This window comes from Candidatus Limnocylindrales bacterium, from assembly GCA_035559535.1.
Taxonomy (GTDB): domain Bacteria; phylum Moduliflexota; class Moduliflexia; order Moduliflexales; family JAUQPW01; genus JAUQPW01.
Genome location: DATMBG010000051.1, coordinates 250,797 through 266,869, shown reverse-complemented (window position 1 = coordinate 266,869; position 16,073 = coordinate 250,797). Strand labels below are relative to the sequence as shown.

12 protein-coding genes are annotated in these 16,073 nt (G+C 46.2%); 6 read left to right on the top strand and 6 right to left on the bottom strand.

The window, feature by feature from the left end:
• Positions 1 to 28: 28 nt before the first annotated feature.
• Positions 29 to 808, bottom strand: a complete 780-nt coding sequence (locus tag VNM22_19640; protein ID HWP49380.1) for an HpcH/HpaI aldolase/citrate lyase family protein — start codon at positions 806 to 808, stop codon at positions 29 to 31.
• Positions 809 to 880: 72 nt separating this feature from the next.
• Complete coding sequence (locus tag VNM22_19635) at positions 881 to 2,161, bottom strand: argininosuccinate synthase (GenBank protein ID HWP49379.1); 1,281 nt, start codon at positions 2,159 to 2,161, stop codon at positions 881 to 883.
• 322 nt (positions 2,162 to 2,483) lie between these two features.
• Here VNM22_19635 and smc point away from each other — a divergent pair, with 322 nt between their 5' ends.
• Together smc and VNM22_19625 are read left to right on the top strand one after the other, a co-directional pair.
• Complete coding sequence (smc, locus tag VNM22_19630; GenBank protein HWP49378.1) at positions 2,484 to 6,128, top strand: chromosome segregation protein SMC; 3,645 nt, start codon at positions 2,484 to 2,486, stop codon at positions 6,126 to 6,128.
• Between the two features lie 43 nt (positions 6,129 to 6,171).
• A complete protein-coding gene (locus VNM22_19625) occupies positions 6,172 to 7,359 on the top strand; it encodes a patatin-like phospholipase family protein (GenBank protein ID HWP49377.1) in 1,188 nt (395 codons plus the stop codon).
• Here VNM22_19625 and VNM22_19620 read toward each other — a convergent pair.
• From VNM22_19620 to VNM22_19605, 4 genes are all read right to left on the bottom strand, one after another.
• Positions 7,331 to 7,507, bottom strand: a complete 177-nt coding sequence (locus VNM22_19620) for a hypothetical protein (GenBank protein ID HWP49376.1) — start codon at positions 7,505 to 7,507, stop codon at positions 7,331 to 7,333. The genes VNM22_19625 and VNM22_19620 overlap by 29 nt on opposite strands.
• 317 nt (positions 7,508 to 7,824) lie before the next feature.
• The gene (locus tag VNM22_19615; protein ID HWP49375.1) at positions 7,825 to 8,367 is read right to left on the bottom strand and encodes a macro domain-containing protein; all 543 of its coding nucleotides are present in this window, start codon (positions 8,365 to 8,367) and stop codon (positions 7,825 to 7,827) included.
• Between the two features lie 137 nt (positions 8,368 to 8,504).
• Entirely contained in the window at positions 8,505 to 9,668 is a 1,164-nt protein-coding gene (locus VNM22_19610; protein ID HWP49374.1) for a (Fe-S)-binding protein, read from the bottom strand.
• Positions 9,669 to 9,737: 69 nt separating this feature from the next.
• Positions 9,738 to 11,150: an FAD-binding oxidoreductase gene (locus VNM22_19605; protein ID HWP49373.1), complete on the bottom strand. Its 1,413-nt coding sequence runs from the start codon at positions 11,148 to 11,150 to the stop codon at positions 9,738 to 9,740.
• A 495-nt stretch (positions 11,151 to 11,645) separates the two neighbouring features.
• On the opposite strand from VNM22_19605, the gene VNM22_19600 reads away from it, so the two are divergent.
• From VNM22_19600 to VNM22_19585, 4 genes are all read left to right on the top strand, one after another.
• Entirely contained in the window at positions 11,646 to 12,362 is a 717-nt protein-coding gene (locus VNM22_19600; GenBank protein ID HWP49372.1) for an SDR family oxidoreductase, read from the top strand.
• Between the two features lie 498 nt (positions 12,363 to 12,860).
• Positions 12,861 to 13,355 (top strand): CoA-binding protein, encoded by a 495-nt coding sequence (locus tag VNM22_19595; protein ID HWP49371.1) that lies wholly within the window; start codon positions 12,861 to 12,863, stop codon positions 13,353 to 13,355.
• Positions 13,356 to 13,477: 122 nt separating this feature from the next.
• Positions 13,478 to 14,770 carry an O-acetylhomoserine aminocarboxypropyltransferase/cysteine synthase family protein gene (locus VNM22_19590; protein ID HWP49370.1) on the top strand — a complete coding sequence of 431 codons (1,293 nt, stop codon included), beginning with the start codon at positions 13,478 to 13,480 and terminating at the stop codon, positions 14,768 to 14,770.
• A 99-nt stretch (positions 14,771 to 14,869) separates the two neighbouring features.
• Positions 14,870 to 16,069, top strand: a complete 1,200-nt coding sequence (locus VNM22_19585; GenBank protein HWP49369.1) for a homoserine O-acetyltransferase — start codon at positions 14,870 to 14,872, stop codon at positions 16,067 to 16,069.
• Positions 16,070 to 16,073: the final 4 nt, after the last annotated feature.

Genomic DNA, 16,073 nt, shown 5'->3' with positions numbered 1-16,073 from the left:
TGGACTTTAGACTTTAGATTATTCTTGTTTATTCTTGTTTGACTTCACTCCTAAATTTGTTAACCACTTCGGTAGATCCTTTTGCAAGAAGGGTTACATCTCCGGATAGATGGATGAATTGATAGCCCTTATCCCAGAGCTGTTTAGCGTGTTCCAGGCTACTGGAAACAGTCCCCAAAGCGACTCCAGCTTCTTTTGCTGCCTTTTCAATGGTAGCAATCGCCGCCTGAACTTCCGGATGTTCGCGATTTCCTGGATATCCCATAGCCGTGGAGAGATCATTAGGCCCGATGAAAACCACGTCGATTCCTTTGACCGAGAGGATTTCTTTGATGTTACGGACGGCGGTTGAAGTTTCGATTTGGACGATGACCATGATCTCTTCGTTGGCCCGCTTGAGATATTCAGCACCATTTCGTGTATACCCTGCAGCACGAACGCTGGTAGCTACGCCTCGTAGACCCTCTGGAGGATATTTACAGGCTTTCACGGCCATTTCAGCCTGTTCCTGATTATTGACCCAGGGAACCATGACCCCATAGGCCCCTACGTCCAGAATTCTCTTGATGGCTACTAAATCGTTCCAGGGAGCCCGGCAGAGAGGAATCGTATTCGTTGCACTCATGGCCTGATATTGCAACATCAGAGTTTGAAAATCCGCCGGGCTATGTTCACAATCTACCAGAAGCCAATCAAATCCTGCATGGGCCATAATTTCCGCTGCCATAGGACTGCCCAACTGAAGCCATCCACCAATGGTTTTTTTCCCAGAACGTATTGCTTTCTTTACCCAATTTTCTCGAATCATTATCCCTAAGTCTAAAGCCCCAAGTCCAGAGTCCTGGGAATCAGAAGCTTTGGGCTTGGGACTTTGGGCTGGTTATTGTGTATTTTCAATGATTTCCATCTGTTCCTTATTTAGAGTGGGTGGTGTGATGGAAGGAAGTTCTTTGACTGTAGCGGTTTCCCCCAGGAGTTGCACCTGGGCCTGGGTTTTCTGGGCCAAGCCATGAATCTTGATAAATCCCAGCGCCGCACTATGGTCAAAGGTGTCCCGTGAATCGTAGGTGGCCAGAGCCAGATTATAGAGGGAATAGGGTGACTTGCGCCCAACTACGCTACAAACGCCTTTAAAAAGCTTCACCCGGACGGTACCGGTTACATAACGCTGGTTGCTGGCAACAAAAGCCAATAGATCTTGGTGAAGGGCTGAAAACCAAAGACCGTTATAAATTAGATCGGCATATTCCTTGGAAACAAGGGTTTTAAATCGGGCCGCGTCTTTAGAAAGGGTCATATCCTCTAAGGCCTGATGGGCTTTATGAAGAACGGTGGCTGCCGGGGCTTCATAGATCTCCCGGGACTTGATACCCACCAGGCGATTTTCCAGATGATCTATCCGCCCAATTCCATGTTGACCCGCCAGTTTATTGAGCCGGGTAATGAGGGTAATCCCATCCATGGGAACCCCATCTAAACTTGTGGGAATTCCCTGCTCAAACCCAATTTCCAGATACTGAGGGGTATCCGGAGCCCTGGCCGGATTAACGGTCCATTCATAAATCTCCTCGGGAGGTTCTATCCAGGGATCTTCCAGAACACCTGCCTCAATACTCCGCCCCCAAAGATTTTGATCTACACTGTAAGGACTCTCTAAAGTAACCGGTATCGGAATTCCATGTTTTTTGGCATATTCAATCTCTTCGTCCCGCGTCATACGCCATTCTCGAACCGGACCAATGATTTTAAGCTGGGGAGCCAGGGTATGGATCGAAACATCAAATCGAACCTGGTCGTTCCCTTTCCCTGTACAGCCATGGGCTACCGCTGTGGCCCCTTCGGAACAGGCCACATCAACCAGTAACTTGGCAATAAGAGGTCGGGCTAAGGCAGTGGCTAAAGGATATTCCCCCTCATAGATAGCCCCGGCTTGTAAGGCCGGGAACACGAAATATTTCACAAATAACTCCCGGGCGTCTACCACGATAGATTTAATGGCCCCCACCTGAATGGCTTTCTTTTTGATGGCATCCAGGTCATCTCCTTGACCTACATCAACGGTCAGGGCAATGACGTCCATATTATATTTTTCTTGAAGCCATTTGATGGAAACCGATGTGTCTAAACCACCCGAGTAAGCCAATACAACCTTTTCCTTCATACCATCTAGGATCCTCAGATCTTTTCAATTGAAAATTGGTGAATAAAAAATTTTCAATAGAAGTCTGTTTTTTGTCCCTTTCTCAAGTTCCGTTTTATTATATCCCTGTCACTTGTCAAGATAATTGTAGTTTTTGTTTCTGGATCTATTTTTTTCCCTTTACAAATACATTCGACTGTGTATGTTAGATAAAGTTTTTTAGAACTTCTTGACAAGAAAAAACTTGACTTTTTTGGTTGATTAACTAAAGTTAGTTTTCAAAAAATATCTAGAGTTAGCGGCTAACTAAAGTTAAAAACCTCCTGACGTTTCAGATGAAGTTATGTACTTAGAAGAGATTATACTATCTGGATTTAAATCTTTTCCAGAGAAGATTCATTTAACCCTTCCACCCGGCATAACCGTCATTGTAGGTCCTAATGGTTGTGGGAAGAGCAACCTGATTGATGCCGTTCGATGGGCATTGGGGGAGCAGAGTGCCAAGCATATGCGGGGCGATTCCATGGAAGACGTGATCTTCAATGGCAACAAAAATCGGAAGCCCTTGGGGATGGCCGAGGTTTCCCTTCGATTTGTAGATCCTGCCGGAGTTCTTCCCCTGGAGTACAGTGAGATCCTCATTACCCGTCGTGTGTTTCGCTCCGGAGAGGGAGAGTATTTTCTGAATAAAAAACCGTGTCGTTTACGAGATATTCAAGAACTTTTTATGGACACCGGGATTGGAGCCCGGGCTTATTCCATCGCCGAGCAAGGAAAAATTGATCTCATTATCCATGCGAAGCCCGAAGAGCGAAGGGCCCTTATCGAAGAAGCTGCCGGTATTACCAAGTACAAAGCTCGCAAGAAAGCGACCCTGGAGAAGTTAGAAGCCACCCGGCTCAATTTAACCCGGGTTCAAGATATCATCCTGGAAGTCCAACGTCAACTGGAGTCGGTTAAAAGACAGGTTAAAAAAGCAGAACGTTATCAGAGTTATTTGAACGAAATAAAGGCTCTTCAGACCCGACTTTATCGCTCCCGGTATCGAGCTTTAGGAGAAAAATTGGAGCAGAGTACCCTTTTGTTGCAAACCTTACAGGGAGAGGTGGCCCAACTAAAAACCGAGATCTCCGCCCTTCAAGAAGAAGCCATTCAAAAAAGGGAGAAGCTCCAGAAAGCCGAAGAAAATTTGAATACGATTCGACAACAACTCCAGGGTGTATCCAGCACCATCCAGTTACATGAAGCAAAATTAGAGCAGCTACGACAACAGCTTCTGGATCAAAAAATTATCCTGGAAAAAGGAGATGAGATCCTTTCCCGGCTTCGAAAAGAGCAAGAAGAAACAGAAGAGGAAATTCAGGCCCAAAAGACCCAATGGGAAGAGTTATCTCAAGAGATAACCCATTATCAGCGGAATCTGGAGAGTCAGGAGGAAAGCGTGAAGATCTTGAACTTCCAGCTCTCGGAAGCGCAGGCTCAACTGGACAAAGAAAAAGGCCAGCTCATGAATCTCCTCATGGACTTAACCCGGGGAAATAATCTAATTCTTCGGCTGAAAAAAGATAAGGAGAGAGTTTCTTTGAACCTGATCAGGCTGAAGAAGGAACGAGAGGCGATAGAAGTCCAGAGGAAAGAAAAGGAAGCAGAATTGGAGAGCCTGAAGGGGGTGGTTCAGGAGCTTCAGGAGAAGAGGGGAGAACTGGATAAAACGGAACCTGTTTTAAAGGAAAAGATTCAGGGTATCGAAAAAACGCTTCAAGAACTCGATAGAAAAATAAGCTTATTGAAGGATCGGCTCAGTTTGAATCGTTCTCGTTACGAATCGCTGAAAGAGCTTCAGAAAACCTATGCCGGATTCAAAGAAGGTACCCGATCTCTTTTGTTAAATCCCGATCTTTCCCAAAGATTGGGGATCCAATCTACCGTCCTGGATTTAATTAAAGCCAAACCGGGCTATGAAGTCGCCATTGAAGCGATCCTTGGAGATAAAATTCAAACTCTGATTGTAGAGACCTATCAGAAGGGAATAGAAGCGATCGGGTTTTTACGAGAAACGAAATCAGGGCGAGGCTATTTTATGCCTTTCAGGCATGGCGATACCGTCTCCTGGAATACAGAGGGGCAGGAATCGAAGAATCAAGGGATTATCCCCGCATCCCCGGGTCTTTCTGTCCCTGCATCTATCCTTAATGAGGATCCTGATATCATCGGGAAGGCATTTGATTTCATCACCTGTAAAGCCGAATTTAAGGAAACGATTCAGATTCTATTAGATTCGATAGTTGTTGTAGAAAACTTAGAAAAAGCGATTCGGGTTCATCAAAAGTATCCCTTTTTGATTTGTGTCACCCGGGGAGGAGAAGTTTTGGACTCTCAAGGAGTCCTTTATGGGGGGGCGAGCCAGCGGTTGGAGACCGGTTTTTTAGCCAAAAAGGGAGAAATGGATAGGTTAAAACAGCAGGTCGAAAACTATGAACGGGGTTTACAAAGGCTTCTTCAGGTAGAAGGTGAAATTAAAAATAAGCTTGAGCTTTACCAGGGTGCTTTAAAAAATTTAGAGAAGACGCGACGCGAGCAGGAAATCAATTTGATCAATAAAGAAAATGCCGTAAACCAGTTAGAAAGAGACCTGGAGCAGTTAAGAAAGCGTTTAGAGTTTATAGACCTGGAGCAGTCTCAACTGAGTCAGGAGATAACGGGAATAGATGGGGAATTATCCAAAACCCTTGGAATCAAACAGAATCTGGAGGAAAAAAAGGTCGAAAAGGAGGAGAGAATTGCTGACCTACAAAATAAAGTTCAACAGAGTCGAGAACAACAGGATCAAGCGGTAGCCGGGCTGACCGATAGCAAAGTTCATTATACGGCTCTGAAGGAAAAACTACGCGGTCTCGACCAGGATATCAGGCGGCTTACAGAACGGAATCAATCCCTGGCTTTACAGATCCAGGAGACTCAGGAGCGGATTACCACGGCCCGAAATCGACGAGAGGAGTATGAAATAGCCATTCAAGAAACCCAGGACGTCCTTGAGAGCCTCCTGGATTCCAGGGAAAAGCTTGAGAAAAAGGAAAAGGCTCATCAGGAAAAACATTTTGCTGCCGCCAGGGAATTGGAAAATACTGAGCGAATTTTAAAAGAGCGTGAGGAAAGTTATGGGGTTATCCATGAAAAATTAAAGGCTGAAGAAATTAAAAATACCGAACTGCGCGTTACCCTTGAGCATATTAAAGAGCGGATCACCTCGGAGTTAGGATTACCCCTGGAGGAGTTTGAAGTCAGGGAAGAAACTTCTTTCACCTCCACAACTTCCCGCACTTCAGCTTCTCCGCTCTCCGATCAGGAAATCGAAGAAAGCATTGAAGCCTTAAAGGAGAAGCTGGCCAACTTAGGGAATGTGAACCTGGCTGCCATTGAAGAGTATCAGGCCCTTCAGGAGCGGTATGATTTTCTTTCCAATCAGCAGGCCGATTTAACAGAATCTATGAACTCCCTTTACGCCACCATTCAGAAGATCGATGCCACTACAGAGGCTCGTTTTATAGAAGCCTTTAACACGATCAACGCAAGTTTTAAGGGAGTTTTTCAAAAACTCTTTGAAGGGGGTTCTGCCGAGCTTCGATTAACGGACCCCGGGAACATTTTAGAGACCGGGGTTGAAATTCTCGCCCAACCTTCCGGTAAGCGGCTTCAGAAAATTTCCTTAATGTCGGGAGGGGAAAAAGCGTTGATCAGTATTGCCTTGCTTTTCTCCATTTTCCTTATCAAGCCCAGTCCCTTTTGCATTCTGGACGAAGTAGACGCTCCCCTGGATGATGCCAATGTAGGACGATTTTTAAACCTCCTACAAGATATGGCCCGCACCACCCAGTTTATCATTATTACCCACAACAAAAGAACCATGGAAATTGCGCATCTTATGTATGGAATTACCATGGAAGAGCCTGGAGTTTCAAAGATAGTTTCGGTTCAATTAAATAATTAAAATAACGAGTTCAGGATGTGCGATTCACGGTTCGTGTTGAAAGATGACTCCAAGTGAAAGGCTCGCCTTAAAACGTCCCAAGCGTCTGCTTTCCATAGATGGAGGAGGTATTCGCGGCTTAATTGCCATCGAGATTCTTATTAAGATCGAGGATATTCTTTGTCGACCTGACTCTCGCTGGCGGTGTCTGGCAGATTATTTTGACTTCATAGGGGGTACAAGCACAGGTTCGATCCTGACCGCAGGGCTTGCCATGGGTTTGTCGGCAAGGGAGTTACGGGATTTTTATATACGATTAGGACCTCGGGTCTTTCAAAAGCGGTGGTTGTGGGGTCGGTTATGGTCAAAATACAACCCAGAGCCTTTAGAACGGCAACTCCAATATCTTCTGGGAGATATCACCTTAGGTTCAGACCAATTACGGACCCTGCTGATGATTGTTGCCAAAAATATAAACACCGGTACACCCTGGTTTTTTGTTAACAGTCCCAGGAACAAATTCTTTGAAGAGAACAGCAGAATTCCGCTCTGGCATTTGGTTAGAGCCAGTTCTGCAGCACCGACCTTTTTCCCTCCCCACCGGATTACCTTACCGGATGGACGGAGACTGGACTTCATAGACGGCGGAGTCAGTATGTTCAATAATCCTTCCTTTCAATTATTTCTTGAGGCGACGATACCGGGATATAGTGCCGGGTGGGATACCGGGGTAGATAAAATTTTACTCATCTCGATAGGTACGGGATTTAAGCAGAATAAAATTGCCAGAGACAAAGCGCAAAATTATACCCTTGTCCACTGGGCCAACTATATAGTCAAAGTTCTTATGGACGATGTCAATGTACAGCAGAACTTACTCATGAAGCTTATCAGCCATACACCTAAGCCGAGGTGGATGGATTATGAAATGGACGATGCCGATATGCCGACCACAAATGACGTGGAGCAATTGCAAGTCAATGCTCCCAAATCCAACTTTCCCTCGACAAGGTCCATAGATGCGCGGGCTATTACCTTCGCGACCAGGATGTTAACGTATCATCGTTATACCGTTTCCTTCACACGAAAACGCTTTGACGAGCTGGGTTTACCCAGGGACATTGATCTGGACCGGGTTTCAGAAATAGATTGTGTGGATCAAATCGAAGCTTTATGCCGGATTGGTCAGGCCGTAGCCCGGGAACAGGTCTCCGCCAGCGATTTTAAAGGTTTTTTGCATAAGGACGAGTAATATCAAACTGAATAGAATCTCTCCTATAATAGGCACGAGATGCTGCAAAATCAAAGTGATTTGCTGCAAGCAATATTTTTGCTGCTTGTATCGACTCCTCAGCACGATCAAGATTCGCAGCGATTTCGTCTTCATAAGGTTTGGTCATATACTGATACCTTCTCGCCTGGCGTTTCGATAAAAAAGTAGGGGCGTACGGCCGTACGCCCCTACTCCATCTGCAGCGGATAAAGCAAATCTATGATGGTTCCCAGCTCCTGGAAATAATCAAAAGGTTTTTTCAGCAATCTGTGAGATAATCGATGGCAGAACGGACAGGTTCGATGGAAGTATGGGAGGTAGAGGAAGGATTGGGGCTTCCCTTCATTTTCAGGATAGAGCCTTACCTCCCAGGAACCATCTCCATTATCTTTAATCTTAATAACTTCCCATACCTGGTTACGACATCGTACTTTGTTCCCTACTTCAAATGTCAGAAGATAACTCTTCTAAAACCGACCGAAAGGTTTCAAAGGCAGGAGTATCCCAGAGACAAAATACTACTTTCTCTAATCCTGTATCTCCTTGAAGATATTCCCGGGTCGTGGTAAGCATAATTCGAGCACACCGGTCCATGGGAAAACCAAAAACTCCGGTACTGATGGCCGGAAAGGCTATGCTTTTGAGTTGATGCTGATCGGCCAGCTTTAAGCTGTTTAAAGTAGCCTGCCGAAGTTTATCGTCCTCATTCCCTTCTCCCCATCGAGGACCTACCGCGTGGATAACATATCTGGCAGGAAGATTTCCTCCCGTTGTAATCACGGCCCCTCCCACATGGGTACCTCCAATTCGGTTGCATTCCTCCTGGATACGAGGTCCACCTTTCTTCCTTATAGCTCCGGCTACTCCAGACCCGAGAATCAGGGCGGTATTGGCCGCATTGACAATGGCATCGGTCGCCAATTCGGTTATATCTCCTTGAACCAATTCTAAGACAGTCCGGTTAATGGTCCTTTGAATAGATGACATATAAAAAATGGGCTCTCATAAATGGTTCCTTCTTCCTTAAAGGAACTATTTAGAGACGACAAATTACCCTCTCCTGGGTTTAATATAATCCCATACTATCCCTCGGTTTTGAAATCCCTGGATCATAAGTTTACCTTCTACAGGGCTTCAACCAAAAGTTCGGTTATATCCTGGATTAAAAGTCCTGTTTGTCCCGAGGCAGTAGCGGTGAGATGAGCTTCGACAGCAGGACAGGCGCTTACAAGAATTTCAGCTTCTGTAGCCTGGGCTTCCTCAATACGCTTTAAAGCAAGCTCTTTGGCCATCTCAGGAAAAATGAATTCAAATCCTCCTCCTACCCCTACGGATCGCGTTTTATCCCGCGTCTTTTTCATCTCTATATATTTCAACCCGGGAATCTTGCCGAGAAGATTTCTTGGAGCCTCATAAACCCCTGACTGGATACCCAGGTTACAGGGGTCATGATAGGTTACTTTTTTTTCTAGCTTCTTTTTAAAGGTCAGACGATCTTCCAGGACCAGACGTTCCAGGTACTCTGTAATATGGTAAACCTTAAAAGGAACAGATACCTTCAATTCCTCCGGGTAGACTTTCTTGAAAGCGCGATAGCAGCCTGCATCGGAAAAGATGACTTCCTGAACTCCTGTAGCCTGCAAGGTTTCTACATTCCGGCGTGCTAACTCGGCGGCTTTCTTTCGTTCACCTATGGAGAACAGAGTCAGCCCGCAACAGGGTTCCCGGTTTCCTAAAAGTATAACCGGTACTCTGGCCTTTTCTAACAAGCGGAGGGCCGCCTGGGCGGGAGCCGGATATCCGTATCCGGCTGCACAACCCATGAAATATAAAATATCGGCCTGCCTCTCAGATAGAAGGGAGACCGGTAACCAGGCTCCCCGGGCCTCCGGGGGCTCTCCATAGGGATTACCGGTTTCCAGTATTCGTTGAGCCAGTGCCCGGACAGATTGTGGAGCCATCCCCTGCTCTACAATTTCGGCCCGCATGGCTTCAATAATTCGGGGGGTATCGATAGGGTCACCAAAACCCGGAACTACACATCCGTCGGTTCGACAGGCCCCGCAGGTCATGCATTTGTAAATCTGTTCCGCAGCAGAAGGGGTGTAAGGGATCATTCCCTTCAATATGCCTAAAGCATAGTGGTTGAAACCCGAAGGAGCTATACCCTCTGAACGTACCATATCATAAACCGGACAGGCTCCCCGGCAATACTTAAACGAACAGATATTACAGGAAAGAATATCCGCTGTATGAATTTCCAGGTACACGTGGTTTAATCGATCCACCCAGGACCACGAAGAACCCTGAAGTGTTTATTCACTTAGGTCCTTCGGGTTCCTCCGTGGACAGGATTTTTATAGTGCCAGTTTTCCAGGGTTTAAGATGTTATTCGGGTCCAGGGCCTTTTTAATAGCGCGTAAAACTTCTAATCCGGTCCCTAACTCCGATGAAACGTATCGAGACAGATAATAACCGATTTCATGATGATGTTCCAGGGTCCCTCCATGTTGAAGAACAAGGGGAATTCCCTCCTCCCAAACCCGTCGATTTAACTCTAATCCTTCGGGACTCACAGGTTGTTTAAAGATACAGTAAAGGGAGGCTCCCTTGGGAGTGAAATGGGGGATATGGATAGAAAAGTGAACTCCTAATCGATCATAAAGGGAACGAACGGCCGTATATAAACTCTCTATCTTATCAAAGGTAGCTGCTGTGGTAATGACATCGGTGGAGTATTCGGTGGATTTTCTTTGTTTCCAGTAGCTGAGCCGTGTATCCCAGAAACGCTGTCCCAACTCCAGGCCCCAATCTCTACCTCCATAGCGAAGTGCGATTTCTCGAGCCAATCGATCCTGAAGCTCAACCATTTCCTTCATTCCATCAAACCCTACTACCAACGTAAAACCTGTCAGCTCAGGAGTTTGAAGGGCACGGCCTAAATAAACCTTACTATGCCCATCATCTCCAACCCGCATTACATAGGGATTCAAATCCCGTTTGTTAATCTCATAGGCAGCCCGGTAGGCTTTATGAAAGGAATCAAAGGTATAAACCCGGGTATAGCGGGCTTCAGGTAAGGGATAAATCTTCAAGGTGGCTTCGGTAATAATCCCTAAAGTACCTGCAGCCCCAACAAAGAGCCAGTTTAAATTGGGTCCTACCGAATGTTTCATCACGGGTTTGGTTCTCAGAATCTGTCCGGTAGGGAGTACTACCTCCAAGGCCAGGAGAAGATCCCCCATGTATCCATACTTGGGGAGCCACCAGCCGGCTGCAGCCGTCGATATAAATCCACCGATGGCGGAAACAGGATGGGAGGGAGGATCATGGGGAAACCAAAAACCTTTAGCTGCCAGCACCTCATCCATTTCGGGTCGAACAATTCCGGCCTGGACGGTTATGGTCATGGCATCGGGATGGATATCCAGAATTTTATGCATCTTTTTAATATCCACCACAATGGCGTTTGAGCTCAAGGGAAGACTTCCCCCTCGTAAACCAACACTTCCTCCCATAGGGACCAGAGGGATCTTTTCCTTATTGGCCAGACGAACCAATTCTACCACCTGCCTTGTGGTTTCCGGCCAAACTATGAAAGCTGGAGGACTTCCAGGTCCATATTCCCCTATGACCCGCCGAGGCGGCATAGAAACCCCCGCGCTTCCAGAATATACAAACCGTTCCAGATCGTTGTCTGAAACATTGGTCTTCCCTAGAATTCCTATCAATTGCTCATATAACCGCTCTTCAATGGAAGTACCTGCCATAGAATTTTGTTATCCTTTCTAAAGAAAATTCTGGAGTCGTTTTATTTGCTTTACAAATCATTAAAAGCATACCCGGGATCTACTTCGGCGTCAATACTATTCTGCTTGACATCTCATCCTTGCTTAAACTATTTTAGAAACAAAAGCAGGCTGGGATAGTTTAGAGGTGGAGTTGATTTGGGAGAGAAGCCGGACTCTCCTGGCCCTTCTCAAAGGGGGATAGGAGGTATACACACCAGCATAAGTCGAAAAGCCCCATCAGAGGCGAACGGTTGGTAGCTCCCGACGAAAGGTCGGGGGGTTCAGAAATTCAGAATTTTTTCAAGCTCCCTGGTGATTAAACAGGTCGCCCCGTTGTGGCTTAAAGGATCCTGTTATCCTGTTTCCCCTGGCTCACGCCGGGGGCTATCCACAGGTCGCCCCGCCGCGGGGCTACCTTTTTATCCTGATGCTATGGGGATAGGAGGGGTTCGGCTTAAAGAGGAATATTCTGATATGAATTTGAAAGATAAAGTGGCCATCATCACCGGGGCCAGCAGTGGAGTTGGAGCGGCAGTAGCCCGAAACCTTCATGAAGCAGGAGTGAAGTTAGTTCTTACCGCTCGTAGAGCCGATCGGCTGGAAAAACTTTCCTCGGAACTTAAAGAGACTGTTTTTATAGCCGGAGAGATTACCGAGGTCGATTTACCTCAAAGGTTGCTGGATAAGGCTTTAAAAACCTTTGGGCGGTGTGATATTGTGTTGAATAACGCCGGAATGATTGAAGTCGGTTCCATCCCTGAAATCAATATAGATAAGGTTTGTCAAATGGTACGGGTCAATGTGGAGGCCGCTTACAGGGTCGCGTATGTAGCGGTTAAATATTTTCTTTCTCAAAACCACGGACACTTGATAAATACCTCCAGTGTACTGGGAACCAAGATACGTCCCATGGCAGGGGCCTATGCCGGAACTAAGTTTGCTTTAGAAGCTTTATCAGAAGCGCTACGGGTGGAGTTGGCACGTACCAATGTAAAGATCAGTTGTATTCAACCGGGACTTATCCTGACCGAACTTCATCGGGATTATAAAGTTCATCCAAAAGATTCCTTGAATATACCGAGACCCTTGCAACCTGAAGAGGTAGCCCGGTGTGTACGGTTTATATTGGAACAGCCCGATCATGTGAGAATACCACAAATTATGATTCTACCCAAGGATCAGGAGATTTAAAAAAGTCCTAACCGAACGGGTCACCGGGTCCTTCTCCGGGAACAGGGTAGCGTTCTGAAGCAAAAAATGAAATAACCTGTTTCCACAGGAACGGAAGATACTTTACAATCAAAGATCCGGTACAAAGGTAGTACCTTGGAAAGTTAATTCTGTGTGATTCTCCTTCACCCCCGGTCCCTCTCCCCCTCCCTCACCCTCCCCGTGGCCGGGGAGGGAAGGGGTGGGGGCGGAGAGGGGAGCCAGCAAATCTCCACAACTCCCCAAGCGCCCCCTCTTCCGAAGCCTCGGGAGAGGGAGTTGGGGGGAGGGTAGAAGAGCTATTCAAATCTAACTTTACGAAGTAATAGAAGGAATCTTTGAATTAAGAGAGCAACGCTGTAGATCAGATTTTGTTTGACAGGAGGTTATCCGGTAACTAGACTTTATCAGTAACCGATTTAAGCTGGTTTTTATGATTTATTAAGATGATGAACTCCTATTTATCATAAAAAATCAGCCATGAACAAATACATGGGAAAATTTGCAGGAATCGAAACCGGTAATTTCTCTCTATCAACCCGAGATATTTTACTTAAGTATAAAAATATCGCCATGGTTGGGCTTTCTCCAGAACCTTCTCGTCCGAGCTACCGGGCGGCTATTCATATGAAAAGCCAGGGGTATAAAATATTCCCTGTAAATCCCAATTATGAGGAAATTTTAGGTCTTCGCTGCTATAAGTCCCTTAAAGATATTCCGGAACCTGTAGAGATTGTGGATATCTTTCGAAAGCCAGAGGACGTACCCCCTATTGTGGAAGAAGCCATTGCTATTGGAGCGAAAGTCATCTGGATGCAACTGGGAATTATCAACGAAGAAGCGGCTAAACGTGCCAGGGAGGCTGGCTTAGAAGTTGTAATGGATCGTTGTGTGAAAATAGAACATTGCCGGTTTTTCCAGGGCCTTAATTTGGTAGGACTTAATACGGGGGTTATTACGTCTAGAAAGATTTAAGAGTATGGAGGTATGGGAGTAGGGGAGTGTGGGAGTATGGAAGTGGGGAGGGGTGAGGAGCGGGAGAATTTACTTCTATACTCCCATACCTCCATACTCTCCCACTTTCTAAGGGAGTTTACATGGCACAAGATAGAAGATTTGGATTTAATACGCTCATGATCCATGCCGGACAAAGACCGGACAGCAATACGGGAGCCAGGGCTGTTCCCATTTATCAAACGACTTCTTTTGTCTTTGAGAATACTCAGCATGCAGCCGATCTGTTTGAACTCAACCGGTTTGGGAGTATTTATTCCCGCATTATGAATCCAACGGTGGCGGTATTTGAAGAGAGGATGGCTGCCCTGGAAGGGGGAGTCGGTGCTCTGGCAACCGCTTCAGGTCAGGCCGCCCAGGCTACGGCCATTTTATCTCTCCTTAAGGAAGGAGATGAAATTGTATCCTCCACCAATCTGTATGGGGGAACTCGTAATCAGTTTGCCATTGCTTTCAAGCGATTCGGTATTAAAACAACTTTTGTAAACCCGGATGATCCTGAGAATTTCAGGAAAGCTCTGACCCGTAAGACCAAGCTCCTCTACGGCGAAATCATGGGAAATCCTAAAATCGATGTGTTGGATTTGGAGGCTGTGGCTAAAATCGCCCACGAAGCTGGCCTTCTTTTTATGGTGGATAACACCTTTGCCACCCCTTACCTTTGTCGACCTTTTGAGTTCGGAGCCGATATTGTAGTTCACTCGGCTACTAAATTTATTGGAGGACATGGAACTTCCATCGGGGGTGTCATTGTAGACTCCGGGAATTTTCCGTGGGATAACGGAACCTTTCCGGAGTTAGTAGAACCTTCACCGGGTTACCATAACATGAAGTTCTACGAAACTTTCGGAAATTTTGCGTACATTATGAAGGTCCGGGCGGAGATGATGCGAGATTTTGGGGCCTGTATGAGTCCTTTTAATGCCTTCTTGATGCTCCAGGGACTTGAAACCCTTTCCCTTCGAATGAAGCAGCATTGTCAGAATGGGCTGGCCGTGGCCAAGTATTTGAGTGAACATCCCCTGGTAACCTGGGTTAATTATCCGGGCCTGCCGGATAGCCCTTATTACAAACTGGCTCAGAAGTACTTACCTCGTGGAGCCGGTTCCATTATGACCTTTGGAATTAAGGGTGGGGTTGAAGCTGGAATTAAATTTATTGAAAGTGTGGAGTTACTCTCCCATTTGGCCAATGTCGGAGATGCGAAAAGTCTGGTTATCCATCCTGCCAGTACTACCCATCGTCGCTTGAGTGAGGAGGAACGTCTGGCAAGTGGTGTTACTCCAGATATGATCCGCCTGTCCATCGGACTGGAAGATGTGGAAGATATTATCTGGGACATTGAACAGGCCTTAGAAAAATCACAGAAAAAGTAGTTTTTCGTCTGCTGTCCGTTGTCGGTTGTCCTTTGTTGAGAAATTTATTATCTTCTCGAACAAACAATGGACAACGGACAACGAACAACGGACAAAAAAATGACCGATCAAGGTTCTGTCGGAATTGTAAAAACCCAGACCTGTACCCTTGTCCAACCGCCAGAAACGTTCGTTTTAGAGAACCGTGCAGAATTGAGTCCTATCACGGTAGCCTATGAAACTTATGGGACTCTAAACGCTACCCGAGATAATGCCATCCTGGTGATTCACTCCCTGACCGGAGATGCCCATGCTGCTGGAAGATATTCAGAAGAGGATAAATATCCCGGCTGGTGGGATCCCATTATCGGACCTGGAAAACCCTTCGATACCAGTAAGTACTTTGTTATCTGCTGCAATAATCTGGGAGGTTGTAGAGGTACCACAGGTCCGGCTTCCATTAACCCAAAAACCGGAAAACCCTATGGAATGTCCTTTCCTATTATTACCATGGGAGACATGGTAGAGGTTCAAAAGAAGTTGATCGATTACCTGGGAGTGAAGAGTTTAGTGGCAGTAGCAGGGGGATCTTCGGCCGGGATGAAGGTTCTGGAATGGGGACTCCGCTATTCCCATATGGTCCGTTCTATTATTCCCATTGCTACTGGCTATTGTGTCACCCCTCAGGGTATCGCCTTTCATAAGGTTGCCCAGGAGGCCATCATGGCAGATCCAAACTGGAACCATGGAGATTATTACGGAAAACAAGCGCCCAAGAAAGGATTGGCTATCGCCAGAATGATCGGTCATATCACTTATCTCAGTGACCACTCCATGTGGGAAAAATTTGGCCGACGGCATCTAAACCCTGAAAAGATGAAACATGACCTGACCAGCCCTTTCGATGTGGAAAGATATTTGGAATACCAGGGTGAAAAGTTCGTTCAAAGATTCGATGCCAACTGCTACCTCTATTTATTGCGGGCTATGGACTTATACGATGCCTCAGAAGGATACAGTAGCCTGGAGGAATCCTTTAAGCGGATTACCTGTAAATCTCTGGTTATCTCCTTTGCCGGAGACTGGCTTTTTCCGCCCTACCGTTCTGAGGAGCTTGTACGTGCCCTGCGGGCCAATGGCTCCTATGTGGAATACTACAACATTAACTCACTTTACGGTCATGATGCGTTCCTCCTGGAGTACCATAAATTTGGTCCTCTGATTCGGCGGTTTTTGGCCAGGGTTACCGGAGAAGAAGAACAAGATATCGAGGGATTAAGAGAGTATGAAATAGCTCCCAGTGAAGGGCTTTTAACGTAAGACA

Bases quoted from the DNA above. Each gene is read 5' to 3' on its own strand.
- VNM22_19640 (HWP49380.1), bottom strand. From the start codon at position 808: ATGATTCGAGAAAATTGGGTAAAGAAAGCAATACGTTCTGGGAAAAAA.
- VNM22_19625 (HWP49377.1), top strand. From the start codon at position 6,172: ATGACTCCAAGTGAAAGGCTCGCCTTAAAACGTCCCAAGCGTCTGCTT.
- smc (HWP49378.1), top strand. From the start codon at position 2,484: ATGTACTTAGAAGAGATTATACTATCTGGATTTAAATCTTTTCCAGAG.
- VNM22_19595 (HWP49371.1), top strand. From the start codon at position 12,861: ATGAACAAATACATGGGAAAATTTGCAGGAATCGAAACCGGTAATTTC.
- VNM22_19600 (HWP49372.1), top strand. From the start codon at position 11,646: ATGAATTTGAAAGATAAAGTGGCCATCATCACCGGGGCCAGCAGTGGA.
- VNM22_19605 (HWP49373.1), bottom strand. From the start codon at position 11,150: ATGGCAGGTACTTCCATTGAAGAGCGGTTATATGAGCAATTGATAGGA.
- VNM22_19620 (HWP49376.1), bottom strand. From the start codon at position 7,507: ATGACCAAACCTTATGAAGACGAAATCGCTGCGAATCTTGATCGTGCT.
- VNM22_19635 (HWP49379.1), bottom strand. From the start codon at position 2,161: ATGAAGGAAAAGGTTGTATTGGCTTACTCGGGTGGTTTAGACACATCG.
- VNM22_19585 (HWP49369.1), top strand. From the start codon at position 14,870: ATGACCGATCAAGGTTCTGTCGGAATTGTAAAAACCCAGACCTGTACC.
- VNM22_19590 (HWP49370.1), top strand. From the start codon at position 13,478: ATGGCACAAGATAGAAGATTTGGATTTAATACGCTCATGATCCATGCC.
- VNM22_19615 (HWP49375.1), bottom strand. From the start codon at position 8,367: ATGTCATCTATTCAAAGGACCATTAACCGGACTGTCTTAGAATTGGTT.